Raw genomic sequence first — 25,883 nt, 5'->3', positions numbered from 1 at the left:
CAGCTCCGTGCGTTGGGTGCCATCAACCGCTCCCGTCGTGTACCCGGCCACCGCCCCGAGAGACGGCCTTCTGCCCTCTCAGAGTGCCCCCTTGCTCAGGGCTGCGCGCTGCTGCGGCCGTGGTCGGCGGCGTACGCGGCGAGCACTTCCGTCGGTGTTCCGCCCGTATGGAGGAAACGCTGGTCGAGGATGGCGGCCAGGTCTTTCAGCGCACCGGCGAGCAGGTCACCGGCCAGTCGCACCTCCGGCCTCCGCCCTGCCTGTCCGCGCTGGGCAAGGGCGTCGGCGTAGCCGACCATGGCCGCCAGCGACGCGTGATCCTCCCCGTCGTGGAAGTAGTACGCCTCGGCATACTGGGTGAAGTCGATACGGACACGTACGACCTCGGTGGCCAGGCTGTCCAGCAGCAACGCCCCCGCAGTGCAGTCGATCTGCTGGGTCGCCGGGTCCGAGTCGCGCAGCAGCGCCAGCCGGATGGCCAGGACCCTCCGGCGGGTCAGCGCCGGGTAGATCTCCAGTACCCAGGAGACCGTGGCCGTGAGCAGCGCGAAGCCGACGAGGGCCTCCAACGGTGAGACCAGGCGGAGCCAGGCCTCGCCGGGTGCGATGTCACCCAGCCCCAAGGTGGCCACCGTGACGAGCGACAGGTACAGGGAGTCGAGTAGCGCCGGCTCCTGCGCCGCCTTGGAACCGGGCGAGAAGGTGAACGCCCCGGGCATGTGGGGCCAGTAGACGATGGCCCAGCCGAGGACGACGGTGGCGGCCCACATGCCCACCACCGTCACCATGGCGAGCGGCCCGACGAGCCCGACCACACGCCTGCGCGCACGAAAGCGCCGGGCCAGTCGCCACAGCGCCGTCATGACCAGGCGGCTCAGGCCGCCGTGGCGGGTGGGGTGCCAGAGGGTGTGGAACAGGTCCCGCAGGGTGACCATGACCAGCCCCGCGCCGACCAGCGAGACCAGCCACTTCATCCACGTCTCCCACGACCATGTCGCCTGCAGCGGACCCTAGGCTGACGGCGCCGCCGCGAGGCTCCGAATCGCCGCGCTCCCGGAGTTCCTGACCAGCCGTCACGTCTTTTCCGGTCCGCCACGCGGATCAGCTCACCGGCAGCACGTCGCTCGACACCTTCACCTCTGGGTTGCGCAGCCGGGCGCGTTCCGCGCAGGACGCGATGATGTGCTCGGCCATGACCTCTTCGGCTGGGCGGTCGGTGCTGAAGGACGGGCGGCTTCCCTCGTACCGCTCCCACAGAGAGGCGTAGACGAGGCGCAAGGGCAGCCCGAGGCGCGCAGCCTCGTCCATCGCCCAGTCCACGGCTTGCAGGCTGGACTCCGATCCGTCGACACCTACGACCAGCGGGAGCTCCATGGTCCCTACCGCCTTCCTGCCCGGCCACCGCGAAGGCCCCCCGTGAATACCGTCGCACCGCCCCGGGTCCGTCGCGACACGTGGCCGGACTCTCGCAGGGAGGTCTCGGCCCGGGTTGCACCATGCCGATTTGCGACGATCGTGGAGTCATGTGGCCGGGAACACAGCGCTGGGTGCCACTCGGCATCGCCGCCACTGCCTTCGCGTTGGCCTGGGTCCGTGCCTGGTGAGACGTCCGTGACCGGATACGAGCCCGCCTCCACTTCGAGGTCATGGAGAAGGGAAGACCATTGTGGTTGCGAGGACCGGCGTCTTCGGCGCCCTGACAAAGGAGCATCGCGAGCAGCTCATGTCCCTCGCTCGCGAGGTGTCGTTCGAGATCGACGAGCGCGTCTACAACGAGGGCGGCAAGGCCGACCGCTTCTGGATCATCCACACGGGCACCGTCGCTCTCGACCTGCATGTGCCCGGCCGCCGCGCAGCGGTCGTCGACACCCTCGGGGCCGGGGAACTGCTGGGCTGGTCATGGTTCGTCCCTCCCCACCACTGGCACCTGGGTGCCCAGGCCAGCAGCCCGGTGCGCGCCTACGAGTTCGACGCGGCCGCGGTCCGTGAGCTGTGCGGCAAGAACCCGGAACTGCAGCACGAAATGTGCACCTATGTCGCCGGAGTGATCGCAGCCCGGCTCAGGTCCGCCCGGGTACGACTGCTCGACCTGTACGCGCCCTACGGCGCAGGCGAGGTGCCCTGACGAGGCGAGACGAGGAGGCCCGAAGTGCCTGAGACCCCGCACATCGTGAGCGATGTGATGACGCATACGGTCGTGGCCGTCGGACGCGACGCCCCCTTCAAGGAGATCGTCCGGACCATGGAGCAGTGGAAGGTCAGTGCCATGCCGGTGCTGGAGGGAGAAGGGCGCGTCATCGGCGTCGTCTCCGAGGCCGACCTGCTGCCCAAGGAGGAGTTCCGCGACAGCGACCCGAGCCTCTTCGAGCAACGTCGGCGCCTGTCCGACGTCGCCAAGGCCGGGGCAGTGACGGCGGAGGAGCTCATGAGCACCTCCGCCATCACGGTCCACCCCGACGCCACCTTGGCCCAGGCGGCCAGGATCATGGCCGTCAGGCACGTCAAACGGCTGCCCGTGATCGACGACATCGGCATGCTCCAGGGAATCGTCAGCCGCGCCGACCTGCTGAAGGTCTTCCTGCGGTCCGACGAGGAAATCGAGGAGGAGGTCCGCCGCACCGTGGTGTCCTACCTCTTCCCGGCCTTCAGCCACGCCATCCACGTGAACGTGCACGAGGGAGTCGTCACCCTCCGCGGACACATCCAGGACACCTCGCTGATCTCGGTTGCCGTGCGCCTCGTGCGCGCAGTGGAGGGCGTCGTGGACGTCGAGCCCCACCTCACCGGTGAGTCCACCACTCCGGCCGGACCGGGGGGCGAGCGGTAAAAGGTCGAACCAGTCATACGTACCGGGCGGTGAGGAGTGGCCGGCGCTCCTCCCTCATTGCTCGGCCGAAGTAATACGGCGCCCCGTGATGCGCGTGGGCTGGATCGACACCCACATCTCGCGTTCACCGCCTGGCCACGGCGTGGTGTGGGCGCGATCGACCAGCTTGCGCACGGCGTCAGGGTCGGTAACCTCACGCGCGGGTCCGACGACGAGCACGCTCCAGCCCTGGCTCATGGCTTCGTCGACGTGGTCGACCTCGAAGGCGACTTCCGATCCCACGGCCGCGGCCGGGACCGAGTCCGGCGCGGTCCGGAACGCGATCGCGTCGTCGACGACCTCGTAGTTCACCGGAACCACCGCCGGGCCGTGCGCTGTCGACACCGCGACGCGCCCCACGCCGTGTGTGGACATCAGGGTGCGGCATTCGTCGGGGTGGAGGTCGAGCAGCCGAGGGTGCAGGAGTGCCTGGCCCAGGCCGGGCGGCAGATCGATGCCGCCTCCGCGCAGAGCGGCGGTGGTGGTGCCCAGCGCATCGGCCAGGCCGATAAGAGTGGCAACGGTCGGGTCGGCAGGCTGTTCTTCGAGGTATGCCAGGTATTCCGGTGCCATTCTGGCGCGGCGGGCTGTCTCTTCCCGGGTCAGTCCTTGGCGTGTGCGTTCGGTGGCAACGCGGCGGCCGATGTCACCGGGATTGGGCGGCCTGCCCGGCGGGGTTCCGCGGGGCTCGGCACTTCTCTGCCCGCCTGCCTGGTCCGTACGTGGCCGGGAAGGCTCGTGTGCGCTCCCGGGCCCGTGCTCGATGTGACGGATGTGTGCGTCGGGCCCGGGAAAGACGAGGGTCACCTCGTCCGTGTCCGACCAGCGCACATCGTAGGGAGGCGTTCCATCCTCGTGGTGGAGTCCGACAATCTCGCCTTCGCGCCTGGTGGCGCCGGTGGCAGGGCTCTTTACCACGAGTTGATCGCCGAGTTGAGCTCGCATGATCGCCGCCGTTTCCGCAGAATGCTGCTGTAACCCAACGTCCCCCGCGCGGCGTGCCGCCGCACGGGACGAGAACCTCCGTGATCCGGGTAGCTGGACGGCCGGTCCGGCGCCGCCCCATCCCCTGGCCACTGGCTGTCTCCGCCCGGAAGGGAGAGGCGACATGCACCACCGTACGGTCGAAGAGCTCATGACCCGAGACGTCGTGCGAGCACGGCGCGACATGCCGTTCAAGGAGATCGTGAAACTGCTCGCGGACAACGACGTCACCGCCGTACCCGTGGTCGACGAACTGGACCGCCCTGTCGGCGTGGTGTCCGAGGCCGACCTGCTGCGCAAGTCCTCCGCCCAGGCCGACCCGTCCGGCCTGACACCGGTTCCGCATCTGGAGGCGTGGGAGCGTGCCAAAGCCGAAGGTGCCAGGGCCGAGGAGCTGATGTCGGCTCCCGCCGTGTGCGCGCGTCCGGAGTGGACCGTGGTCGAGGCGGCTCGCCTCATGGCGGTCCAGAACGTCAAGCGACTGCCCGTGGTGGACGAGACGGACCGGCTGCAGGGCATCGTCAGCCGCAGCGACCTGCTGAGGATCTTCCTGCGCCGTGACGATGCCATCCGCGACGAGATCACGGGGGACCTGCTGCGGGGGACCCTGGGACCTGTCGCCTCGGACGTGACGGTCGAGGTTCGCGAAGGGCACGTGAGCCTCGGTGGATCCGTCAAGGTCAGGAGCCTGATCCCGGTGATCGAGCGGCTGTGCCGGAGCGTTGACGGCGTGGTCTCTGTCGCCCAGCACATCGCGCACCGCCCGGACGACTCCCAGAATTCGGCAAAGGACGGCTAAGGCATCGCAGGAACTGGCTCGGAGCAACGAGGGCTGCTCCCGCCCTTGGCTCAGCCGGCGATCTCGATGCGATGCGCCTTGGCTTTCTCGGCTTTCGGGACGCGGACGGTGAGAACCCCGTTGGTCAGCTCGGCGCTGATGTGTTCGGTGTCCGAGTTCGGCGGCAGACTCGTGCGGTAGTCGAACTCCCCGACGTGGCGGGCGCGCCGCCGGGAAAGGCGGACTGCATGAGACGGTCCATGCGAGTGTGCAGGTCCTCAAGTTCGCGGATGGGATCCCACGCGGGGAGAGCGCCCTTCCCATGGTGATGGTGCGCGGGCAGCGTCATCGGTCATCCTCCTTGCATCTGATCCGGCAACGGCCAGCCGGTCTCCGGGTGGTCCCTCCGCCTGGCCGCGCCCATGCCCTCGATGTCACGCTCGGCAACGTTCACCAGCTGCCGGCCGAGGTCGTGCAGGGCCCTGCCCGCCGCCAGCTTGTCACCGATCTCCGGCACGTCCATGTCCGCTGGGTTCCTGTGCGCGGCCCCGTGCCCGGCGAGCTCCGTGGTCCCGGTGTCCAGCACCACACGTGCCTTGGTCGTTCTCTCTTCCTCGAAGAGGTAGAGGCGAACCTTCCATTCCACGGTATGCGGCATCGCTGTCCTCCTCATCTCGGTACGGAGTGCTGTGATCCGGTTGCGCTCCGCTCGTGGTTGCGCAGGTTGGCGAATGAGGCCAGGACCTCGTCTTCGATACGGTGCCGGACCTGGTCGGCGAGGACAGTCAGCTGTCCGGAGATGGTCGCGCGTGGCGCGAGGGGGGCCTGAATGCGGCGTGCCGCGGGCGGGAGCCCGGCCAGGTCGGCGGCGAACTTCTCCCCGCTCTCGTCCAGAGTGGGGCGCTCGACGGTGCGACTCCCGTTCTGCATGACCGTCTCCAGCAGCGGTACGCCCGCCCCCGGCGGCTGCTCATCATGGAGCCCGATCACGTCCGCGAATCCGGGACGGCGGAACACCTGCTTCTGTCCAGGGGCGGTCACCTTGGCCGAGGAGAGCTTCATCACCGGTCGGCCGTCGTACTCGACCATCTTGTAGGCCGAGTCCAGGAACGGGGCGTCGGCCGAGACCCCGACGCGGGTGCCGACGGCGTAGACGTCGATCGGCGCCCCGGAGCGGACCAGTTCGTCCACGGCGTACTCGTCGAGACCGCCGCTGACGATGATCCGTACGTCCGGCAGTCCCGCCGCGTCGAGGATGGCGCGTGCCGTCAGCGCCAGGGCTCCCAGGTCTCCGCTGTCCAGCCGTACGGCCGAGCCGGGCCCACGGTCCAGGTCCCGCAGGACGCGGGCCGCGACGCGTACCCCCTCTTCGGTGTCGTAGGTATCCACCAGGAGCGTCACCGGACCGGGGTGGGACCGGGCGAAGGCCCGGAAGGCCTCCTCCTCCGTTCCGAACGCCTCGATGTACGAGTGGGCCATCGTGCCGACGGCCGAGAGTCCTTCGGCGGTGGCCGCGGCGACGTTGCTCGTTCCGGCGAACCCAACCATGGCGCTCAGCCGGGCGGCCTGGAGACCGGCTTGAGGGCCGTGCGTGCGGCGCAGGGAGAAGTCCACGACCGGATGGCCGGCAGCGGCCAGGACGCACCGTGCGGCTTTCGAGGCGATCGTCGTCTGGTGGTTGACCTGGTTGAGGATGTACGTCTCGACCAGCTGGGCCTGCGGGAGCGGAGCGGTCACCTCCAGCAGCGGCTCTCCCGCCAGGACGATCCGCCCCTCCTGCACCGCCCGCACCTGGCCGGTGAACTCCATGCCCAGCAGCGGGGCCAGATCACGCGGAGGCCGGTGCAGTGCTGAGGCGAAGGCATCGACATCCTCGGCGTCGACCCGGAACCCGGACAGGAAGTCCAGCGACGACTCCAGGCCGGAGGCCACCAGGAAGCCCCGGCCGGGCGGCATGTCGCGGACGAACAGGCTGAACGTTGCCGGGCCGGTCATCCCCTCCCGCAGGTACGACATCGCCATCGTGACCTCGTAGAGGTCAGTGGTCGTCGCATCGGACATCTGCGTCACCTCCTGGACCACGCTCGGGGCCCCGGCCTGTCACCTGTGGAACCGCGCGGACCAGAGGGGTTCCACCCGGTCCCATTCGGCGTCCCACTGTGCGTACCTTCTGCGGTCCAACGCCAGGCGCATGCCTTTGCGCGCAGCAACGAAGCCGGCGTACACGCCGACCGCCGTCATGCCGCCCATAAGCCAGCCGCCGGCCTTCGCGTTGGTCGCGGACATCGGTGGGTTCTTGACGGTTCCTTCCCGGTCCACCCAGATCCGCACGGTGGAGCCTGCGGTCTTGTCCAGCGGTACAGGGGCGCTTCCCGTCTGCTGCCGCCCCTCCTTATCGGTCCACCTGACCTGAACCTTCTGCTTCTCGTCCGCAGCACCGCCCGATGCTGCCTCCGGGGCCGAGGTCACCCGAGCGGTGACCTGGAACCGCTCCGCGGACTGGGCTTGAACGGTGCGCATCGTCGACTCGTGGACCGCCAGCCCCGCGCTCACCGAAGCCACGGGCAGTCCGAGGACAAGCACCGCCAGCAGGAAACCAGAGCACCAGGCTTCGGCCCGATCGGACGTACGCCTCAGTGGGTTCGCGCCCCCCGGCGGGGGCTGCTCCTTGTGCGGTCGGTGAGGACCGGATGCGTGCGGCGGATCCTGTGCGCTCATGGTCTGTCCTCCAGCTGTTGCTGGTGCGTCCCCCCGCCACGTCTGACTCCCTCACCACCCTCCAACGGCGGCGGAGTCCGATCACGGGGCCGAAGGTCCCTGCTGAACGGCCACTCGACCCACCCTGCTCGTCACGGGGTCATACCTGCGGTACGACCGCGTCGGACACGGCGCGTGATGCAGCACCGCGTGGTTGACCAGGCCCAACTGCAGACCCACGTGCCCATGTCGCCTGCGGGCCCCGACGACGAGCAGATCAGCACCGGACGCAGCCTCCAAGAGCACCCGCCGGGCCGGGCCCTCGACGACGTCGCCACTCACCGGCACGTCCTGATACCGCTCCGCAGGGCTGCGCAGTGCGTCAGCGAGCACCTGGGCCGGCGGGCGCCCCATGGCCTGGAGGGCGTATCCGGAAAAGCCCGGCGGCCCAGGGTTCCCGACCGGGACGCTCCAGGCGTGCACCGCCACCAGCCGGCAGCGCCGCACATGGGACTCCCGGAACGCGAAGTCCACAGCCGTACCGCTGCCCTGCCCGTCCTCGACACCGACGACGACGCTCCCGAACCGGCCGTTCCGGTGCTCCAGCCCACCGCGCACGACGACGACCGGGCAGTCGGCATGAGCGGCCACGGCCAAGCTGACCGAGCCCAGGAGCAGCCCGGCGAGATCTCCGAGCCCTCGGGATCCGAGTACCAGAGCGAAGGCGTTGCGCCCTTTGCCGACCAGGGCGGACGCCGCGTCCTCGTGCACTACCTCACTGGACAGCCGTACCGTCGGCGCGCTCTTGCCGGCTCGCTCCGAGGCGACAGCGACCAGGCCGGGCGTCTCGTGGTCTGTTGCGGCCGCGTGCACGAGATGGAGCGGCACCTCGTGCCGGACCGCCTCGTCCGCGGCCCACTCCACCGCCTCAAGGCTCGCCTCGGACCCGTCGATGCCGACCACCAGGGGAACCACCACCGCTCCCACCTCCCTTGCTCCGGACTTCACGCCCGTGCGAGCGCCGCCTCGCCGGGGACCACATGCGCCGCGAGGAGATCTGGGGTAGTCCTCGATGTAGAAGCACCGTGCTCCGTCGGTCGGCGCCAACGCTCGTGCGTCGCGTCGAGCACGCCCCACGGCCGGCCTGCACGGCCACCGACGCACGGGGGCGGCAGCCGTCCGGGCGGTGACCGCACTCACCGTCCTTCCAGCTTCGTACGAGACGGAGGCAGTCGCCATGGGACAAGCCCTCACCGTCGGCCTCGACGGCTCCCCCGAGAGCCTCGCCGCCGCCCGCTGGGCCGCCGACGAAGCCGAGCGACGCAATCTCACCCTGCGCCTGCTGCACGCGTGGCCGCTGCTGGCCCCGGAGCCGACCCGCATCCCCGCGGAAATCGATCAGAACTACTGGGCGAAGCGGCTCATGCACAACGCCCAGGCGGAACTCCAGGCGCGCCACCCGGGCCTCACCGTCGTCGGCAACCTGGTCGCCGACGACGCGCAGAACGCACTGCTCCAGGCATCGTCGGAATCCGAGATGCTCGTGCTCGGCTCGCGGGGGCTGACTCCCGTGGAAAGCTACTTCCTCGGCGACATCAGCATGTCCGTGGTGGCACGCGCCGAGCGGCCCGTGGTCCTGGTGCGTGCCGAGCGGGGGGAAGAAGGTCGCGCGCCCGAATCAGGTTCGGCAGGCGGCGTGGTGGTGGCACTGAAACTGCACGGACCGTGCGACGACCTGCTCGAATTCGCCTTCACCACCGCCGCGGTGCGGGGCATGCCGCTCCGCGTCGTCCATGGCCGCGGCGTGCCGCTCCACGCGTACGCCCCCTGACCTCGTGGATCACACCGTGACCCACGAGGTCAGGCAGGAGGCCCAGAGAGGCCTGAGCCAGGCCCTCCGCCCCTGGCGCGAGAAGTTCCCGGGCGTGGTCGTAGCTGAGGCCATCCGCCTCGACAGCCCCGCCAGGGCTGTCATAGCAGCCGCCGCAGGCGCCGAGTTGCTGGTCGTCGGCCGACGCAAGCACCACCCTCCCCTGGCACCACGCCTGGGCCCCGTGACCCAAGCAGCCGCCCACCACGCGCGCTGCCCTGTCGCCGTCGTCCCCCATGACTGAGCCGAACCACCCCGGCGAGCCGATGGCGTCGGCGCGGCGGGACGACGCCCCCAGGACCCCGTGGCTCTCGCGCGCCGAGGTGCGCGAGACACACACCGCCGTGGTCCTCTTCATCGGGGACCGCGCCTACAAGGTGAAGAAACCAGTCGACCTGACATTCCTGGACTACACCACGGTGGCCGCCCGGAAGGCCGCGTGCGAGAGAGAGGTCGTCCTCAACCGCCGTTTCGCCCCCGACGTCTACCTCGGCGTCGGCGAATTCCGCAGCCCGGACACCGACGTACCGGAACCCGTCGTGGTGATGCGGCGCATGGCCACCGAGCGCCGCCTCTCCCGGCTGGTACGGGAAGGAGCGGCCGTCGACGACGCCCTTAGGGCCGTCGCCAGGCTGCTCGCCGCCCACCACGCGAGCGCACCTCGCGGCCGGGAGGTGACCGAGCAGGGGACGCGCGACGCACTGTCCTCGCGCTGGGAAGCGAGCTTCGCCCAGGTCCGCGCCCTGTCCGACGACGGCACCGTGCCCGACGGGGTGGAGGAGATCGAGCGCTTGGTGCGCCGCTACCTTGCCGGCCGCGAGCCCTTGTTCGACAGGCGCATCGAGCAGGGACGGGTGGTCGACGGCCACGGAGACCTGCTCGCCGAGGACATCTTCTGCCTCGACGACGGCCCGCGCGTCCTGGACTGCCTGGAGTTCGACGACCACCTTCGTTACGTCGACGGCCTCGACGACGCCGCCTTCCTCGCCATGGACCTGGAACAACTCGGCGCCCTGGAGGCGGCGACGTTTTTCCTCTCCGAGTACGGCGAATACTCCGGCGACCCGGCGCCTCCCTCCCTGCGCCACCACTACGTCGCGTACCGCGCGTTCGTCCGGGCCAAGGTCTCCCTGATCCAGGCACGCCAGGGCACGCCCGGCGCGGAGGCGGCAGCACACCGACTGATCACGACCGCCCTGCGCCACCTGCGCGCCTCCGCCGTCGGCCTGACCCTCGTCGGCGGACTCCCGGGCAGCGGCAAGTCCACGCTCTCCGGCGCGCTCGCCGACCGCCTCGGCGTCACCCTGCTCAGCAGCGACCGCCTCCGCAAGGAACTGGCGGGCATCCCGGCGGAACAACCGGCTGCCGCCGCCTACGGAGAGGGCCTGTACTCCCCCGAATGGACCAACAAGACGTACGCGGCCCTCCTCGACCGCGCATCGACCCTGCTGTCCCAGGGTGAGTCCGTCGTCCTGGACGCCACCTGGCACGACGCCGCACAGCGCGAAGCCGCCCTGAGCATGGCCGAACGCACCTACGCCGACCTCGTCGCCCTACACTGCCACGTTCCGGACGAGGTGACCACAACCCGCCTCGCCACCCGCGCGCCCGGGGCGTCCGACGCCGGCGTCGACGTGGCCACCGCCATGGCTGCCACGGAACCGCCCTGGCCTGAGGCCGTCAGGGTCGATACGAGCGGCTCCCTGGAGGCCGCGGTCGTCCAGGCACTGGCAGCGATCCGCCCGCACGCCGACAGCCAGACACCGGTCTTCCGTCGCCCCTACATGGAGCCGGACTAGACGAGTTGGGACGCCCGCACATGGCTGGGGACAACGGCCAATTGCCGGCCCGCGCCACCAGGTTTCGCGCGGCACGGCGCATTCGCTCATGGTGGTTGTACGGGGGCACTCCGGTCCGGCAGGAGGCGTGGCAGGGCCGGGAGCCCGTACGCCCGTTACGGCACTTCGTGAGGCGGCCACCATGGGTGAACAGAAACCCCTCGTCCCTGGCGAGGCGTGGAGGTCCGTGGCCACATGCTTCCTCTCCACCTTCGCGCTGCTCGCGCGGCACCGGGTCCGTCTGCCGAAGGAACGGCAGGAGATGCGGCTGCGCTTCGCCGACGGCACCTCGGCCCGGGTGTACCGGGAGACCCGCCTCGGCAGCGGCTTGGCGAAGGACCCGTGCACGCTGGTGGTCACCTTCCGGCTGCGCCTGGTCCGCGGGCCCGCACACGCCCTGTTCCGCGCGGAGAGCCTGCTGAACACCCCGCTGTTCGTCGGCTTTCCCGGTTTCACCTCGAAGCTGTGGCTGGCCCACGACGAGCACGATCGCTACCGCGGCGTGTACGAGTGGGACGGCACGGAGCGCGCCGAGCACTACGCGCGATCCCTGTGGCGGGTCCTGGCACTGGTCAGCGTGCCAGGTTCGATCCGCTACGCCATCCTGCCCGGGCTGCGGCGCGACGACATCCTCGCCGACCCGGGGCTGGCCGACGACCTGGCCCCGGACAACGACGCTGCATGGTGGCGCATACAGGGCACGGCATGAAGACAGAAGTGGACGTCCTCGTGGTCGGGGCCGGTCCGACCGGCCTCACCCTGGCCCTGCAGGCCCATGACCACGGAGCACGGATCCGGGTCGTCGAGCGGCGTCCCGAGGCGTTCCGGCCCTCCCGCGCGCTCATCCTGCACCCACGCACCCTGGAGGTCCTGCGCCCCCTCGGCGTCATAGACGCCCTGCTGGAGCTGGCGGACACCGCCCCGACGGCCGCTCTTCATCTCGGCTCCCGCGTCGTCGAAGTCGGCCTCGCGGACCTCGCGCTGCCCGACACGGCGTTCCCGCATCTGTCGCTGGTGCGCCAGACGGATGTCGAGAGGGTGCTGACCCAGGCGCTTACCGACCGCGGGGTGGCAGTGGAACGGGGCACCGAACTGGTCACCACCCGCGATGACAAGCACAGCGCGCGTGCCGTGCTGCGCTCACAGAAGGAGCGTACGGAGGAGATCCGCTGCCCCTTCGTCGCCGGCTGCGACGGCCCAGCCAGTACCGTGCGGGCCTGCGCCGGCATCGGGTGGCACGGCAGGCCCTATGCCGAAGAGGTGGTCCTCGCCGACCTGGACCTCAGCGGCAATTCCGGCGGTTCCGGGGCCCAGTTGTCCGCCGGGCGTCAAGGACTGCTGTTCCTCTTCCCACTCGGAGAGCAGGCCACCTGGCGGCTGCTGGCCACGCGGGCGTCCCACGGCGGGTCCGGGCTGGGCTTCGGCCAGCCCGGACCCGTTGTTCCGTGGGCCGAGCTCCAGCGGCTCCTGAGCGACGCCGGGCTGGACGTACGGATCGAGCGGCTCGCGTGGTCCGCGCGGGTGCCGCTGCAGTGCAGCCTCGCCACACGATTCCGCCAGGGACGGCTCTTCCTCGCGGGGGACGCGGCGCACAACTACTCACCGGCCACCGGCCAGGGCATGAACGCGGGCATCCAGGACGCGGTGAATCTCGGCTGGAAGCTCGGTTTCGCGGCGAACTGCTCCGGCCAGTCCACGGGCAGGCGGGATGCCGAAGTGCTGCTCGACTCCTACGACAGGGAGCGCAGGCCGGCTGCCCACCGACGGCTCGTCCTCACACATACGGCGTTCTGGGCGGAGGCGTCGACGGGCCGGATCCCCTCGTGGCTGCGCGCGGGGGCTGCTGCGCGCGCAGCCCCCGCCGTGCCGGTCCTCCTGAATCGGCGACGGCTGGTCGCCGAGGGCATCCGTCTCATCTCCCAGCTACGGGTGAGCTACCGGCGCAGCCCCCTTTCGGTGGAGGGAACACCGCACCTCCGTGGCGCTCCCCGCCCTGGAGACCGCCTACCGGACGCGACCGTCAGCGTCGGGGGGCCTCCACAACGGTTGCACGGGCTGCTGGCCCGTCCGGGTGTGTACCTGTTGCTGCAGCGCGACGCCGACCCGCCGCCGGACGCGGTGCTCGGTCCCCACGTCACCGTCCTCCGGCTGACGAACAGCCCAGGCCGCGGGCTGGTGGCGGTCCGCCCGGACGGGCATGTCGGCTTCCGGTGCGGGAGCGCCGACGCGGCCGGGCTGAGCGGCTGGCTTTCACTGATCTGCGCTGTCCAACGGTCCTGAGGACTCCACAGTCCCAGTTGCCCGGACATGCTGCGAGAGCGACCGTGGAGGGGAGGCAGCCGAGGTAGCCAGGGAGTGGGTGACCATGCGAGCACTCGTCTACCACGGCCCCGAACAGACCTCCTGGGACACGGTCACGGATCCCGTAATCGAGGACCCCACCGACGCCATCGTGCGCGTCGACGCCACCACCATCTGCGGCACTGATCTGCACATCCTGCGCGGCGATCTGCCCGAGGTGAAACCAGGAAAGGGCGGCGGGGCCGTGGGCGAGGGCCCCAGAGGGGCGATCAAGCATCGGCTCGATCTCGCCTTGCTGGGGCCCTTGCCCACGGCCCCGCCGCCCGACCGGTCCTACTTGCCAGGCAAGTCGACCGGTCCGTAGTAGGCCGCCTTCATGAGCTGCTGCATGTCGTCGAGCATCGGCATGCGCGGGTTGGCCGGCGCGCACTGGTCCTCGTAGGCGTTCATGGCCTGTCGGGGCAGGGCGTCGAGGAAGGCGCGCTCGTCGATGCCGAGGGCCTGGAAGGACGGCTCGATGCCGACGGCGGTACGCAGCCGTTCCACCGCGGTGGCGAGGGATTCGACGCCCTCGGCGGGGGTGGTGGCGGGCAGGCCCAGGGTGCGGGCGATGTCCTGGAAGCGTTCGGGGGCACGGTAGTTCTCGTACTTCGGCCAGCCGGTGAGCTTGCTCGGGACGGTGCCGTTGTAGCGGATGACGTGCGGCAGCAGGACGGCGTTGGTGCGGCCGTGGGCGATGTGGAAGGTGGCGCCGAGGGTGTGGGACATGGCGTGGACGATGCCGAGGAAGGCGTTGCCGAAGGCCATGCCGGCGATGGTGCCGGCGTTGTGCATCTTCTCCCGCGCCTCGGCGCTGCCCGCACGGTTGTTCACCGCGGCGTCGAGGTGGTCGAAGATGAGCCGGATGGCGTGCAGGGCCGGGCCGTCGGTGAAGTCGTTGGCGTACACCGACACGTACGCCTCGATGGCGTGGGTGAGGGCGTCGAAGCCGCTGTCGGCCGCGAGGGCCGGGGGCAGATCGGCGGTGAGCAGCGGGTCGACGATGGCCACGCTGGGGGTGAGCGCGTAGTCCGCGAGGGGGTACTTCTTGCCGGTGGCGGGGTCGGAGATGACGGCGAACGGAGTGACCTCCGCACCCGTGCCGGAGGTGGTGGGGATGCACACCAGGCGGGCAAACTCACCGAGGACCGGGAAGCGGAAGGCCCGCTTGCGGATGTCGGAGAACTTCTGCCGCATGTCCGCGAAGTCCAGGTCCTTGCCGGCCGCCTGCTGCTCGTACAGCAGCCACATCACCTTCGCCGCGTCCATGGGCGAGCCGCCGCCCAGCGCGATGATGGTGTCCGGGCGGAAGTCGCGCATGAGCCGGGCGCCGCGCTGGACGGAGTCGATGCTGGGCTCCGGCTCGACGTTGTCGATGATCTGCAGGGTCACGGGCTCGTGGCGGCGTTGCAGGACGCGGCCGATGCGGTCGACGAAGCCGAGGCGGGTCATGGTCGCGTCGGTGACGACGGTGACGCGGTGGACGTCGGGCATCGAGGCCAGGTAGCGGATGGACCCCGGCTCGAAGTAGATCTTCGGCGGGACCTTGAACCACTGCAGGTTGTTGTGGCGGGTGGTGACTCGCTTGACGTTCAGCAGCTGCGCGGCGGAGACGTTGTTGGACACCGACGTGCTGCCCCAGGAGCCGCAGCCGAGCGTCAGCGACGGCAGCAGGCTGTTGTAGATGCCGCCGATGGCGCCCTGCGAGGAGGGCGCGTTGACGATGACCCGTACCGTCTTCATGCGGGTGCCGTACGCCTCGGCCAGTGCCTTGTCCTCGGTGTGGATGACGGCGGTGTGGCCCTGGCCGTGGAAGGCGACCATGTCGGCGGCCAGGTCGAAGCCCCGCTGTTCGGAGCCGGCGCGCAGCACGGCGAGTACCGGGCAGAGCTTCTCGCGGGTCAACGGCTCGTCCGGGCCGACCCGTTCGGCCTCGACCAGGATGACCGAGGTGTCCTCGGGCACGCTGAAGCCGGCCTGCTCGGCGATCCATGCCGGGCTCTGCCCGACGGCCGCCGCGTTGACCTTGGGTTCGCAGCCACCGCCCGCGGCCTTGTCGGTCGGGAAGAGGAACGCCTCCAGCTTCGCCTTCTCCTCGGCCGTGGCCAGGTGGGCGTGCAGGGTGCGGAACTCGGCCAGGGCGGCGTCGTAGATCTCGGTGTCCAGGATGACGGCCTGCTCGGAGGCGCAGATCATGCCGTTGTCGAACGACTTGGACAGCACCAGGTCGTTGACGGCCCGGCGCAGCTTGGCGCTCTTGTGTACGTACGCCGGGACGTTGCCGGCGCCGACACCGAGGGCGGGCTTGCCGGCCGAGTACGCGGCCTTCACCATCGCGTTGCCGCCGGTCGCCAGGATCAGCGACACCCCTGGGTGGTGCATCAGCGCGCCGGTCGCCTCGATGGACGGCGTCTCGATCCACTGCACGCAGTGCTTCGGCGCTCCCGCGGCGACGGCCGCGTCGCGCACGATGCGGGCCGCCTCGGCGCTGCACCGCTGGGCGGAGGGGTGGAAGGCGAAGACGACCGGGTTGCGGGTCTTCAGCGCGATGAGCGCCTTGAAGATCGTGGTGGAGGTCGGGTTGGTGACGGGGGTGACCGCGCACACGACGCCGACCGGTTCGGCGATCTCGAGCATGTCGTCGATGTCGTCGCGGGCGATGACGCCGACGGTCTTCATCTTCCCCATGCTGTGCGTGACGTGCTCGCACGCGAACATGTTCTTGGCGGCCTTGTCCTCGAAGAGGCCACGGCCGGTCTCCTCCACCGCGAGCAGGGCCAGCGCGGTGTGCTGGTCCAGGGCGGCGACCGACGCCTTCTTCACGATGTGGTCGACCTGCTCCTGCGTCAGCGCCTCGTAGTCGGCGAGCGCCTTGAGCCCGTTCGTGACCAGTCGATCCACCGCGATGGCGGTCTCGGACGGCGCGCCGTCCGGGGCGGCGGCTCGGGTTCGGGCGTCCTGTCGGGTCATGGGGATTGCGCCTCCGTCGTCGAGGTCATGGGCCGGAAGACCGGCAACTTGCCGTGTGAGGAGCGGCATTGCGAGGGATCGGTACCGCTCCCAGTACCACCGTCCCGCAGGCGGGAGCCGCCACCCAGGCGCCGAAGGTCCCGGCCGGGGCCCGACCGGCCCCGGATCGCCGGGGCCGGTCGGACTGAGCGTGCACCGGTGGTTCACCGAGCGGCGCCGGGGTTACCGCTCGGGTAGCCAGTGGTGGGCGACCCGGTGCGAGGGGTGCTTCTCGGGCGGCCGGGTGTCGTCGATGCGGAAGGTGAGGCTGTTCATCACGCCCACCACGCCGTCCACCCGCCAGGTCAGCTGGACCACCAGCGGAATGTCGCTGCGGCGTTCCAGGCGTCCCTCCAGCGTGGCCGTGCCGTCGTGGACGGAGACGATGACGGTGTGGGGCGGCAGGCACATGGCGCGGGTCAGGACCTCGTCGATGATCTCCTGGCGGATCTCCTCGTCGGTGCGCAGGAAGACCCTCAGCAGGTCGCGACGGGTGGCGATGCCGATCAGGCGGTCCTCCTCGTCCACCACGGGCAGCCGTTCGATGTGGTGGCGCTCCATGACCCGTGCGGCGTCCGCGACGGCCTGTTCCGGGTGCACGGTGATCGCGGGTGTCGACATCAGCTGCCCGGCGGTCATGGCACGGGCCTTGGCGGCCGCGATACGCACCTTCCGGCGCAGCGCCGGCAGCCGGAAGCGGCCTCCCCGGTCCCGTTCGGCCTTCGCCGCCTGTCGGCGTATCAGGTCGGTCTCGGAGATCACGCCGAGGACCTTGTCGTCGGCGTCCACAACCGGCAGCCCGCTGATGTGGTGCCGGGCCAGCAGCTGTGCCACGTCCTTGAACGGTGTCTCCTGGCGGGCCCCGATGACCTCGGAGGTCATCACTTCGCCGACCTTGGAGGTCTTCATGGCGGTTCCCTTCACACTGGTGCGTGCGGAGCGCGACCGGTATCCCTTGCGCACGGCCCTGCGGGCCGACGGATCCTTGCAGGGGGTCGTGCTCCTGCGGTGGGCATCGGGGGCCGGAACTCGCGGGTGATGGCGGCCGGTCCGGCCGCTGCTGTCCCGTTGGACTGTCCCGGGTAGCCGGCCCCCCGATGCCTCTTCAGCCTCCCGCGCACCGGCTTGATGGCGCAGGGGCCACCTGGTCCCGAGTCCCCGGGCCGAACCGCCCTCTCCTCGGCCGCACTCGGTCCGGGCACGGAACTGCCACACAGAAGGCCAGGAAGGCCGGCCCGCGGTGGGTACTCCTGGAACGGCGCCGCGGCCCTAGCCCTGCACGGATCGTTGCCCGGGCGGGTCACGCCGAGCGGGTGTCCTGCTGTCCCGCGTCGCGGCCCGCGAGGGCTTCGTCCGGTTGCCCGCCGCGCCAGGGCGGGGTGACCGGCTTGTGGGCGGCGTTGCCCCCGTGGGCCGCTCGCTCCACCTGACGGCGCAGCCGGTCCTGCAGCCGGTCGGTGACTTCCTGGCTGGTGGCCTCCTGCGCGTGAACGACCACGACGGTGCGGCCCACCCGGAGGTCGGCCACGGCCGACCACGGGTGATCGGCGTGATGGGCCGTCGCCTTGGCGATCCTCACCTCGCCGGTGACCGCCGGCAGCCCCGGCCGGCTCACGACAGCGTCGATCTTGGAACGGGCGTACGCGAGGGCCTCCTCACCGACCTTGCCTTCGGCCCGTACCTGGACAACAGCGGCGGTATCGCGGGCTCCAGCGTCCCTGCCAGTCATGCCGACCACTCCTTCTTGTTCTCGTTCTCTGCCGGCTCCAGCCTTTCGCCGAGACCGGCCGTGGCCCCGGGGCCGATCGGCCCCGGCGGACGGGCCGTGGGTCCCGTTGTGATCACGGCCGACCCCGCTGATGGGGCGGGGCCGGCCGGATCCGGGCAAAGCAGCCCGCCGGGAGGGTCGAAGCCGGGCTTACAGCTCCGGCCCTCCGGGGAGTGTCACCTGCTGTCGCTGACCTCCGTCTCGGTCAGCGCGGCCCGACCCGCTTCCAGGCGGGCGACCGGGACCCGGAACGGTGAGCAGGAGACGTAGTCGAGGCCCGCGCCGTGGAAGAAGTGCACCGATTCGGGGTCCCCGCCGTGCTCGCCGCAGACGCCGATCTTCAGGCCCGGCCGGGCGGCGCGGCCCTCGGCGACCGCGATCTCGACCAGGCGGCCCACGCCTTCGCGGTCGATCGTCTCGAACGGGGAGACCTTGAAGATGCCCTTGTCGAGGTAGGCGGAGAAGAACGCCGCCTCCACGTCGTCGCGGGAGAAGCCCCAGGTGGTCTGGGTCAGGTCGTTGGTGCCGAAGGAGAAGAACTGCGCCTCCTGGGCGATCCGGCCCGCCGTCAGGGCGGCCCTCGGCAGCTCGATCATCGTGCCGACCGGGCACTCGACAGTGACGCCGGACTCTGTGCTGACCTCGGCCAGTACCTGTTCCACCTCCTCGCGGACGAGCCGCAGTTCCTCGACCGTGTCGATCAGCGGCACCATGATCTCCGCCTGCGGGTCGCCGCCCGCCCGCTTGCGCTCCACGACCGCCTCGGCGATGGCCCGTACCTGCATGGCGACCAGTCCCGGTGCCACCAGGCCCAGGCGTACGCCGCGCAGGCCGAGCATCGGGTTCTCCTCGTGCATGCGGTTCACCGCCTCCAGCAGCTCGGCGTCGTGCGCGCTGGGCGGGCTGCCGTGCGCCTCGGCGGCGGCGAGCCGTACGGCGAGTTCGGTGCGGTCGGGCAGGAACTCGTGCAGGGGCGGGTCGAGGAGGCGGATGGTGACCGGCAGGCCGTCCATCGCCTCCAGGATGCCGATGAAGTCCTGCCGCTGGAGCGGCAGCAGCGCGGCCAGCGCCCGTTCGCGTTCGGCGTCGGTGCGGGCCAGGATCATCGCCTCGACCAGCTGCCGGCGGTCGCCGAGGAACATGTGCTCGGTGCGGCACAGTCCGATGCCCTCGGCGCCGAACCGGCGGGCGCGGGCGGCGTCCTCGGGTGTGTCGGCGTTCGCCCGCACGCCCAACCGCCGTACGCCGTCTGCTTGTTGCATGGCGCGGGCCACGGCGTCGACCAGCCCGGCCGAGGCTTCGCCGGTCTCGAAGTACCGCATCACGGCCGAGTCCACCAGCGGAGCCGCGCCGGGATGGACGGCGCCTTCCGAACCGTCGACGGAGATGACCGTGCCCTCCTCGACGGTGGTGTCGCCCACAGTGAAGCGGCGGCCCTGCGGGTCCACGGTGATCTCTTCGGCCCCGCACACGCAGACCTTGCCCATGCCGCGGGCGACGACGGCCGCGTGGCTAGTCTTGCCGCCGCGGCTGGTCAGCACGGCCTGGGCGGCGATCATGCCGGGCAGGTCGTCGGGTGTGGTCTCCTGCCGTACGAGGACGACCTTCTCCCCGGCGGCGGCCCGCCGGACCGCCTCGGCGGAGTCGAACACGGCGGCGCCGACGGCGGCGCCCGGCGAGGCCGGGATGCCGTGCGCGAGCGGGTCTCCGACGGCCGAGGTGTCGAACCGGGGGAACATCAGCCGGGCCAGCCCATCCCCACTGACGCGCGCCAGCCCCTCGTCCGCGCTGATGAGCTCCTCGTCGACCAGCTCGGCGGCGATGGCGAACGCGGCCTCGGCGGTGCGCTTGCCGACGCGGGTCTGCAGCATCCACAGCCTGCCGCGCTCGACGGTGAACTCGATGTCGCACAGGTCCCGGTAGTGCGACTCCAACGTCCGCATGTGGTCGCGGAGTTGGGCGAACGCCTGTGGGTTCAGGCGGCCCAGTTCGTCCAGCGGCACGGTGTTGCGGATCCCGGCGACGACGTCCTCGCCCTGCGCGTTGGACAGGTAGTCGCCGTACACGCCTCGGGCGCCGGTGGCCGGGTCACGGGTGAAGGCGACGCCGCTGCCGGAGTCGGGGCCGAGGTTGCCGAAGACCATGGTCTGTACGTTGACGGCGGTGCCCAGGTCGTCGGGAATGTGCTCGCGGCGGCGGTAGAGCCGGGCGCGCTCGCCGTTCCAGGACTCGAAGACCGCCAGGATCGCCCGGCGCAGCTGCTCCGCCGGGAGCTGGGGGAAGTCCTCCCCGGTCTCGTGCTTGATCAGGTTCTTGTACGTCTCCACGAGCTGGGCGAGGTCGGCGGCGTCCAGGTGCAGATCGTCCGGGGCGCCGCGCAGGTCCTTGAGCTGCGTCATGGCCTGCTCGAACACTGCGCTGTCGACGCCCATGACGGTGCTGCCGAACATCTGCACAAGGCGCCGGTAGGAGTCCCAGGCGAAGCGCTCGTTCCCGGAGGTCTTCGCCAGCCCGAGCACGGATTCGTCGCCCAGGCCGATGTCGAGGATCGTCTCCATCATGCCGGGCATGGAGAAGCGGGCCCCGGAGCGGACGGACAGCAGCAGCGGGTCGTCCGGCTGCCCCAGCCGCCGTCCGGCGGCCTCTTCCAGGGCCGTCAGATGGTCGGAGACCTCGCGGGTCAGGCCGTCCGGCTCGGCGCCCGTGGCGAGGAAGGCGCGGCAGGCTTCCGTCGAAACGGTGAAGCCGGGCGGCACGGGCAGGCCCATGCGGGTCATCTCGGCCAGGTTGGCGCCCTTGCCGCCGAGCAGGCCGGCCATGTCACGGCCGCCCTCGGTGAACTCGTACACGTAGTGGACCATGACGTGTGCTCTCCTTCCGGTATCCGGTGTCCCGGGGGGACTTGCCGTACGCGGCCCGCCCGCGGTCCCCATCGGGCTGCGACGTGCGGCGGACAGGCGCGGGTGTTTCACATTTCGAAGACGATGCGTGCCTTGATCTGACCGCTCAGGATCTCGGCGATGGAGTCGTTGACGGTGTCCAACGGGCGGGTCTCGTAGATCACCTTGGTGCGTCCGGCGGCGCGGAATCCGGCCCTCAGTCGTGCGGGACGACGGCGACCGGGGCGGCGGCGTGGTGCAGGACGGCATGGGCGACCGGTCCGATGCGCATACCGAGCGCGGGCCGGTGCACCCTGCGGCCGACCACCACGAGGCCGGCCTGGGCGGCGGCCTGCAGAACGACGCCGGACGCGCGGGCGAGCTCGACCGTGTGGGCGACCGGGACCTGCGGATACTTGTCGCGCCACGGCTTGAGCGCGTCGGACAGCGCCTTCTCCGCCTGCCCCGTGATCCCGTCCTCTCGGCCGGCCTGCTGCCCGACCGCGGGGCCGTATCCGTACAGCGGCGGCAGGTTCGGCGCGTGCACGACGCGCAGCGCGGTCCTGCGGGCGGCGGCCGCGTCGAAGGCGAACTCCAGCAGCGGCCCGGCCGGGTCGCCCAGGTCCTGGAGTCCGACCACGACCTCCCCGCCGTCGTGCTTGGCGGCCGAGCGGGCGTTCGCCCGCACCATGATCACCGGGCTGTTCGCCCGGGCGAGTACGCGCTGGCCGACGGAGCCGAGCAGGAACCCGGCGACGGTGCCGTGACCGCTGGAACCCAGTACCAGCAGCTCCGCCTTCTCCGCCTGGCCCAGCAGCACTTCGGCCGCGGTGTCGGACAACTGCTCGGTGCTGACCGTCAGTTCCGGATGCCGCCCGCGCAGCTCCTCCTCGGCCTCCCGCAGCATACGCAGGGCCCAGTGCTTCTGCGTGTCCAGGTCCTGCGCGACGGGCACGTCGTGCGGCTGCCAGATCCAGGCGTGCACCAGATGCAGTGGCAGACCGCGGCGCTGTGCCTCGCGGGCTGCCCAGTCGGCGGCGGCCAGGCTCTCGGGGGAACCGTCCAGGCCGACGGTGATGGGGCGAATCATGGGAAGAGACCTCCGTGTCCGATACGGGACCAGCGGGCCGCGGACGATTGCGCCGGCCCTCACCCTGAGCCTCACGACAGGGCGGCCGCGACTCCAGGGGCCGATGGTCCCGATTCGGACTGCTTGGCCCTGTCGGCCGGGGTCCGCCCGGCCCACACGGCGTTCGGCACCGCCACAAGGGAAAGGGCTGATCGGCCCTGGCCGTTCGGCCCGGAATCGCGCAGGATCTGCGATAGGCAAGGACCGGTTACGCCCACCAGGCGGATTCCGGTGCGGGAGACAGACGACGCAGGACAGGAGCCGTCGATGACGGACAGCGAGCAGCCCACCCCGAAGACCGCGATCCGGGTCTTCCTGCTGGACGACCACGAGGTCGTACGGCGCGGGGTGCACGACCTGCTGGACGACCAGCCGGACATCACCGTGGTCGGCGAGGCCGCAAATGTGGAGCAGGCCCTGGTGCGCGTGCCCGCCCTGCGCCCGGACGTCGCCGTGCTCGACGTACGCCTGCCCGACGGAGACGGTGTGACCGTGTGCCGCGAACTACGCTCGCAGATGCCGGAACTGGCCTGCCTGATGCTGACCTCGTTCGACGACGAAGAGGCCCTGCTCGACTCGATCATGGCCGGAGCCTCCGGCTACGTGCTCAAGCAGATCCAGGGCTCCGACCTGGTCGCCGCCGTCCGCACGGTCGCCGCGGGCCAGTCCCTGCTCGACCCGAGCGCCACCACCCGGCTGATGGCCCGCCTGCGCAATGACCAACAGAAGGAAGAGGAACCTGACGCGCTGCCCGGCCTGACCAGCCGGGAGCGGGAGATCCTGGCGCTGATCGGCGAGGGGCTGACCAACCGCCAGATCGGCCAGCGGCTCTACCTCGCGGAGAAGACAGTCAAGAACCACATCTCCCGGCTGCTGGCCAAGCTCGGCGTGGAGCGTCGCATCCAGGCCGCGGTCATCGCCACCCAGGTTCAGGAGCGGCTCAAGCACGACGGGGCCTGACAGTCCGTACGGCACCGAGGTCCGCCGGGCCGAACGTCCCTCACCTGGCCCCCCTCCGGCCCAAGCCCGAACCGATCCACTGCCAGCAGGCTGGCAGCGACACAGAAACGGATCGATCGGGAGGACGACGGACATGACCGTGCGCGTGGGAATCAACGGCTTCGGCCGCATCGGACGCAACTACCTGCGGCTCGTGCTGGAGCGCGCGGAGACAGCGGCCGGCACCCCGGTCGAGGTGGTGGCGGTCAACGACCTCACCTCCCCGGCGGCACTCGCCCACCTGCTGGCGTACGACTCGACGTACGGCAGGCTGCACCGCACGGTCGAGCACGACGACACCTCGATCACGGTCGACGGCCACCGCATCGCCGTGACCGCCGAACGCGACCCCGCCGCCCTGGACTGGGCCGGCCTGGGCGTGGACGTCGTCATCGAGTCCACCGGACGCTTCCGCAGCCGCGAGGACGCCGGACTGCACCTGAAGGGCGGCGCCCGCAAGGTGCTGCTGTCCGTACCGGGCAAGGCAGTTGACGCCACCGTCGTCATGGGCGTCAACGAGGGCACGTACGACCCGGACAACGACCACGTCGTCTCCAACGCCTCCTGCACCACCAACTGCGTGGCACCGATGGTCAAGGTCCTCGACGACGCCTTCGGCATCGACAAGGGCCTGATGACCACCATCCACGGCTACACCAACGACCAGGTCGTCCTGGACGGCCCGCACAAGGACCTCCGGCGCGGCCGCACCGCCGCCGTGAACATCATCCCGACCAGCACCGGAGCCGCCCGTGCCGTGGGCCTGGTCCTGCCGGAGCTGGCCGGCACCCTCGACGGCCTCGCGGTCCGCGTCCCCGTCGAGGACGGCTCCCTCACCGACCTGACCCTCGTACTGGACCGGGAGGTGACCGTCGACGAGATCAACGCCGCCTTCCGGGAGGCCGCCGACGGGCCGCTGAAGGGCATCCTGCGGGTGTCCGACGCCCCGATCGTCTCCCGCGACGTCGTCGGCGACCCCGCCTCCTGCGTCTTCGACGCCCCGCTCACCCAGGCCCATGGGAACCTGGTCAAGGTCTTCGGCTGGTACGACAACGAGTGGGGCTACACCAACCGGCTCCTCGACCTCACCGAGTACGTCGTCGCCCGCCTCCCGCAGAGCTGACAGACCGACAACCGACAGGCGCCATGGGGCCGCCGGACCGGACACCGAAGCCGGTCGGCGGCTCTGTGCCCGTCCGTACCCGACCCCGCACTCGGTGGGGCGGCCGTGCGCCATGGCCGAAGGCCCAAGCGTCCCTGGCACAGGGGCCGTTCGGCCCCTACGTCCTTCCCCGGTATGCGGGTGAGGCTGGTGCGACCGGACTTGAGGAAGGCACGTGGGAGGTGCTTGTCGTATGGATGCTGCCACCGCCACCGCCACCTCGGCATCCGCGCTGCGCACCGCGCACGAGCGGTTCCTGACCTCGCTCGGAACGCCGGAGGGTGTGCGGCGCCTGGTGGCCGACTCGTGGCAGCGCTGCGCGGCGGGCGGCGTACAGCCCGACGGCGGCCGTCTGCCGCCGCTGCGCGGGACGGCCGAACAGCTGGCGGCCTACCGGCGTACCCACCCGCTGGTCGCGGTGCTCCCCTTGTTCCGGGAGTTGCTGGGAGCCGGTGCCGCGGACGACGGTCACGTCTTCGCGGTCGGTGACACCGACGGCACTCTGCTGTGGGTCGAGGGCGACACCGCGGCTGTGGAGCGTGCCGAGCGGATGCACTTCGCCGAGGGCGCCGTGTGGTCCGAGGCACAGGCCGGGACCAACGCCCCCGGACTGGCACTGGAGTTGGGCCGACCCGTCCAGATCGTGGCCGGCGAGCACTACAGCGCCGCCGCGCACGGCTGGTCGTGTGCCGCCGCCCCGATACGTGATCCGGGCACCGGCCGGGTGCTCGGTGTCGTCGACCTCTCCGGCGGCGGCACCATCGCCGCGCCCCCCGCTCTGGCCGCGGTACGGGGTGCCGCGCTTGCGGCCGAGGCAGAACTCGCCCGCAAGCTGACCGCGTCGGCGGTACTGCTCGATCCCGGCGGGCGCGTGGTGCGTACGCAGGACGCGTCCCGCCCGGGACGGGACGGTGCCGTACATCTGATGGCGCTGGGCCGGGACAGCGCACTGCTGGAGTGTGACGGGAGAGTCCACCGACTGAGCCCGCGGCACAGCGAGATCGTGGTCGCGCTCGCCCTGGAGGGCCGTGGCGTGGCCGGTGACCGGCTCGCGGTGGACCTGTCGGAGCGGGAGTTGTCCCCTTCGACGCTGCGGGCCGAGCTGACCCGGCTGCGCACGGTGCTCGGTCCCGCCCTGCTCGGGTCACGGCCGTACGCACTGCTGAGCCCGGTGCGGACCGACTTCGCCGACGTGACCTCGCTGCTCGCCGAAGGACGGGTGAGCGAGGCGCTGGCCGGCTACCCCGGTCCGCTGCTGCCGCGCTCCGACGCGCCGGTCGTCGTGGAGCAACGGCGGGCCCTGGAGCAGCAGTTGCGCGGTGCCGTCCTCGGCAGCGGCGACGCCCGGCTGCTGCGCCGCTGGGTGGACGCGGCCTGGGGAGCCGACGACGCTCCCGCGTGGCAGGCGCTCGCCCGCGCGCTGCCGGCTGGTTCGCCGCAGCGTGCCGCAGTGGCGGCCCGGGCCCGCGCACTGGACACCGAGTCGACTCTCCTTCCCCGACTGCCGCAGGTCCGACGGCATGCAGCGTTGCTGCAGCGTTCCGGGTCCTAGCGTGCTGAACAT

The 25,883-nt window shown here is 70.9% G+C and carries 20 protein-coding genes and 4 pseudogenes; 11 read left to right on the top strand and 13 right to left on the bottom strand.

Annotated features, from left to right (window positions below; all coding sequences use genetic code 11):
* Positions 1-95: 95 nt before the first annotated feature.
* Together IEZ21_RS32610 and IEZ21_RS32605 are read right to left on the bottom strand one after the other, a co-directional pair.
* The gene (locus IEZ21_RS32610; protein ID WP_189325422.1) at positions 96-974 is read right to left on the bottom strand and encodes a potassium channel family protein; all 879 of its coding nucleotides are present in this window, start codon (positions 972-974) and stop codon (positions 96-98) included.
* Positions 975-1,110: 136 nt separating this feature from the next.
* A pseudogene (locus tag IEZ21_RS32605) lies at positions 1,111-1,374 on the bottom strand (universal stress protein); the annotation flags it as partial.
* 349 nt (positions 1,375-1,723) lie between these two features.
* On the opposite strand from IEZ21_RS32605, the gene IEZ21_RS32600 reads away from it, so the two are divergent.
* A complete protein-coding gene (locus tag IEZ21_RS32600; protein WP_165344188.1) occupies positions 1,724-2,125 on the top strand; it encodes a Crp/Fnr family transcriptional regulator in 402 nt (133 codons plus the stop codon).
* A gap of 24 nt (positions 2,126-2,149) precedes the next feature.
* Positions 2,150-2,827, top strand: a complete 678-nt coding sequence (locus IEZ21_RS32595; RefSeq protein WP_189325421.1) for a CBS domain-containing protein — start codon at positions 2,150-2,152, stop codon at positions 2,825-2,827.
* 54 nt (positions 2,828-2,881) lie between these two features.
* Here the strand turns inward: IEZ21_RS32595 and IEZ21_RS32590 are convergent, their stop codons facing one another.
* Positions 2,882-3,811, bottom strand: coding sequence for a pyridoxamine 5'-phosphate oxidase family protein (locus tag IEZ21_RS32590; protein WP_189325420.1), 930 nt, complete (start codon positions 3,809-3,811; stop codon positions 2,882-2,884).
* Positions 3,812-3,974: 163 nt separating this feature from the next.
* Here IEZ21_RS32590 and IEZ21_RS32585 point away from each other — a divergent pair, with 163 nt between their 5' ends.
* Positions 3,975-4,649: a CBS domain-containing protein gene (locus tag IEZ21_RS32585; protein ID WP_189325419.1), complete on the top strand. Its 675-nt coding sequence runs from the start codon at positions 3,975-3,977 to the stop codon at positions 4,647-4,649.
* A 50-nt stretch (positions 4,650-4,699) separates the two neighbouring features.
* Here the strand turns inward: IEZ21_RS32585 and IEZ21_RS47930 are convergent, their stop codons facing one another.
* The 5 genes and pseudogenes from IEZ21_RS47930 to IEZ21_RS32560 form a co-directional block, all read right to left on the bottom strand.
* Positions 4,700-4,816, bottom strand: a complete 117-nt coding sequence (locus tag IEZ21_RS47930) for an Hsp20/alpha crystallin family protein (RefSeq protein ID WP_246568380.1) — start codon at positions 4,814-4,816, stop codon at positions 4,700-4,702.
* 164 nt (positions 4,817-4,980) lie between these two features.
* The gene (locus IEZ21_RS32575) at positions 4,981-5,286 is read right to left on the bottom strand and encodes a DUF1876 domain-containing protein (RefSeq protein ID WP_189325418.1); all 306 of its coding nucleotides are present in this window, start codon (positions 5,284-5,286) and stop codon (positions 4,981-4,983) included.
* An 11-nt stretch (positions 5,287-5,297) separates the two neighbouring features.
* Complete coding sequence (locus tag IEZ21_RS32570) at positions 5,298-6,689, bottom strand: nicotinate phosphoribosyltransferase (RefSeq protein WP_189325417.1); 1,392 nt, start codon at positions 6,687-6,689, stop codon at positions 5,298-5,300.
* Positions 6,690-6,728: 39 nt separating this feature from the next.
* Complete coding sequence (locus tag IEZ21_RS32565) at positions 6,729-7,346, bottom strand: Rv1733c family protein (protein WP_189325416.1); 618 nt, start codon at positions 7,344-7,346, stop codon at positions 6,729-6,731.
* A gap of 139 nt (positions 7,347-7,485) precedes the next feature.
* Positions 7,486-8,303: pseudogene (locus tag IEZ21_RS32560) on the bottom strand (universal stress protein).
* A gap of 259 nt (positions 8,304-8,562) precedes the next feature.
* Here IEZ21_RS32560 and IEZ21_RS32555 point away from each other — a divergent pair.
* The 5 genes and pseudogenes from IEZ21_RS32555 to IEZ21_RS32535 form a co-directional block, all read left to right on the top strand.
* Positions 8,563-9,439 (top strand): annotated as a pseudogene (locus tag IEZ21_RS32555) (universal stress protein).
* Positions 9,440-9,461: 22 nt separating this feature from the next.
* Positions 9,462-10,994, top strand: coding sequence for a bifunctional aminoglycoside phosphotransferase/ATP-binding protein (locus tag IEZ21_RS32550; protein WP_373302340.1), 1,533 nt, complete (start codon positions 9,462-9,464; stop codon positions 10,992-10,994).
* Between the two features lie 226 nt (positions 10,995-11,220).
* Positions 11,221-11,742, top strand: a complete 522-nt coding sequence (locus IEZ21_RS32545; protein ID WP_246568359.1) for a hypothetical protein — start codon at positions 11,221-11,223, stop codon at positions 11,740-11,742.
* Positions 11,715-13,313 carry an FAD-dependent monooxygenase gene (locus tag IEZ21_RS32540; RefSeq protein ID WP_189325413.1) on the top strand — a complete coding sequence of 533 codons (1,599 nt, stop codon included), beginning with the start codon at positions 11,715-11,717 and terminating at the stop codon, positions 13,311-13,313. Before IEZ21_RS32545 ends, IEZ21_RS32540 begins: the two co-directional genes overlap by 28 nt.
* An 85-nt stretch (positions 13,314-13,398) precedes the next feature.
* Positions 13,399-13,587, top strand: a pseudogene (locus IEZ21_RS32535) (alcohol dehydrogenase); the annotation flags it as partial.
* An 80-nt stretch (positions 13,588-13,667) separates the two neighbouring features.
* On the opposite strand, the gene adhE reads toward IEZ21_RS32535, so the two are convergent.
* The 5 genes from adhE to IEZ21_RS32510 form a co-directional block, all read right to left on the bottom strand.
* Positions 13,668-16,343 (bottom strand): bifunctional acetaldehyde-CoA/alcohol dehydrogenase, encoded by a 2,676-nt coding sequence (adhE, locus tag IEZ21_RS32530; protein ID WP_246568355.1) that lies wholly within the window; start codon positions 16,341-16,343, stop codon positions 13,668-13,670.
* A 222-nt stretch (positions 16,344-16,565) separates the two neighbouring features.
* Positions 16,566-17,291 (bottom strand): CBS domain-containing protein, encoded by a 726-nt coding sequence (locus IEZ21_RS32525; RefSeq protein ID WP_189325412.1) that lies wholly within the window; start codon positions 17,289-17,291, stop codon positions 16,566-16,568.
* Positions 17,292-17,682: 391 nt separating this feature from the next.
* Entirely contained in the window at positions 17,683-18,111 is a 429-nt protein-coding gene (locus IEZ21_RS32520) for a hypothetical protein (RefSeq protein ID WP_189325411.1), read from the bottom strand.
* A 215-nt stretch (positions 18,112-18,326) separates the two neighbouring features.
* Positions 18,327-21,011 carry a pyruvate, phosphate dikinase gene (gene ppdK, locus IEZ21_RS32515; protein ID WP_189325410.1) on the bottom strand — a complete coding sequence of 895 codons (2,685 nt, stop codon included), beginning with the start codon at positions 21,009-21,011 and terminating at the stop codon, positions 18,327-18,329.
* 235 nt (positions 21,012-21,246) lie between these two features.
* Positions 21,247-22,119 carry a universal stress protein gene (locus IEZ21_RS32510; protein ID WP_189325409.1) on the bottom strand — a complete coding sequence of 291 codons (873 nt, stop codon included), beginning with the start codon at positions 22,117-22,119 and terminating at the stop codon, positions 21,247-21,249.
* A 306-nt stretch (positions 22,120-22,425) separates the two neighbouring features.
* Between IEZ21_RS32510 and IEZ21_RS32505 the strand changes: the two genes are divergently transcribed.
* The 3 genes from IEZ21_RS32505 to IEZ21_RS32495 all read left to right on the top strand — a co-directional run bounded on the left by IEZ21_RS32505 (position 22,426) and on the right by IEZ21_RS32495 (position 25,871).
* Entirely contained in the window at positions 22,426-23,118 is a 693-nt protein-coding gene (locus tag IEZ21_RS32505; RefSeq protein ID WP_189325408.1) for a response regulator, read from the top strand.
* Between the two features lie 133 nt (positions 23,119-23,251).
* Positions 23,252-24,280: a type I glyceraldehyde-3-phosphate dehydrogenase gene (gap, locus tag IEZ21_RS32500; RefSeq protein WP_189325407.1), complete on the top strand. Its 1,029-nt coding sequence runs from the start codon at positions 23,252-23,254 to the stop codon at positions 24,278-24,280.
* Between the two features lie 232 nt (positions 24,281-24,512).
* A complete protein-coding gene (locus IEZ21_RS32495; protein WP_189325406.1) occupies positions 24,513-25,871 on the top strand; it encodes a sigma-54-dependent transcriptional regulator family protein in 1,359 nt (452 codons plus the stop codon).
* The last annotated feature ends 12 nt before the right edge of the window (positions 25,872-25,883 follow it).

This window comes from Streptomyces flaveus (assembly GCF_014647675.1).
Lineage (GTDB): Bacteria > Actinomycetota > Actinomycetes > Streptomycetales > Streptomycetaceae > Streptomyces > Streptomyces flaveus.
The sequence above is the reverse complement of the archived record's forward strand: the minus strand, read 5'-3'. Positions and strand labels throughout refer to the sequence as shown.

Bases quoted from the DNA above. Each gene is read 5' to 3' on its own strand.
- IEZ21_RS32610 (WP_189325422.1), bottom strand. From the start codon at position 974: ATGAAGTGGCTGGTCTCGCTGGTCGGCGCGGGGCTGGTCATGGTCACC.
- IEZ21_RS32505 (WP_189325408.1), top strand. From the start codon at position 22,426: ATGACGGACAGCGAGCAGCCCACCCCGAAGACCGCGATCCGGGTCTTC.
- IEZ21_RS32540 (WP_189325413.1), top strand. From the start codon at position 11,715: ATGGTGGCGCATACAGGGCACGGCATGAAGACAGAAGTGGACGTCCTC.
- IEZ21_RS32520 (WP_189325411.1), bottom strand. From the start codon at position 18,111: ATGACTGGCAGGGACGCTGGAGCCCGCGATACCGCCGCTGTTGTCCAG.
- IEZ21_RS32585 (WP_189325419.1), top strand. From the start codon at position 3,975: ATGCACCACCGTACGGTCGAAGAGCTCATGACCCGAGACGTCGTGCGA.
- IEZ21_RS32600 (WP_165344188.1), top strand. From the start codon at position 1,724: ATGTCCCTCGCTCGCGAGGTGTCGTTCGAGATCGACGAGCGCGTCTAC.
- IEZ21_RS32575 (WP_189325418.1), bottom strand. From the start codon at position 5,286: ATGCCGCATACCGTGGAATGGAAGGTTCGCCTCTACCTCTTCGAGGAA.
- IEZ21_RS32550 (WP_373302340.1), top strand. From the start codon at position 9,462: ATGGCGTCGGCGCGGCGGGACGACGCCCCCAGGACCCCGTGGCTCTCG.
- IEZ21_RS32590 (WP_189325420.1), bottom strand. From the start codon at position 3,811: ATGCGAGCTCAACTCGGCGATCAACTCGTGGTAAAGAGCCCTGCCACC.
- IEZ21_RS32525 (WP_189325412.1), bottom strand. From the start codon at position 17,291: ATGAAGACCTCCAAGGTCGGCGAAGTGATGACCTCCGAGGTCATCGGG.
- IEZ21_RS32510 (WP_189325409.1), bottom strand. From the start codon at position 22,119: ATGATTCGCCCCATCACCGTCGGCCTGGACGGTTCCCCCGAGAGCCTG.
- IEZ21_RS32565 (WP_189325416.1), bottom strand. From the start codon at position 7,346: ATGAGCGCACAGGATCCGCCGCACGCATCCGGTCCTCACCGACCGCAC.
- IEZ21_RS32495 (WP_189325406.1), top strand. From the start codon at position 24,513: ATGGATGCTGCCACCGCCACCGCCACCTCGGCATCCGCGCTGCGCACC.
- IEZ21_RS32570 (WP_189325417.1), bottom strand. From the start codon at position 6,689: ATGTCCGATGCGACGACCACTGACCTCTACGAGGTCACGATGGCGATG.
- gap (WP_189325407.1), top strand. From the start codon at position 23,252: ATGACCGTGCGCGTGGGAATCAACGGCTTCGGCCGCATCGGACGCAAC.
- adhE (WP_246568355.1), bottom strand. From the start codon at position 16,343: ATGACCCGACAGGACGCCCGAACCCGAGCCGCCGCCCCGGACGGCGCG.
- ppdK (WP_189325410.1), bottom strand. From the start codon at position 21,011: ATGGTCCACTACGTGTACGAGTTCACCGAGGGCGGCCGTGACATGGCC.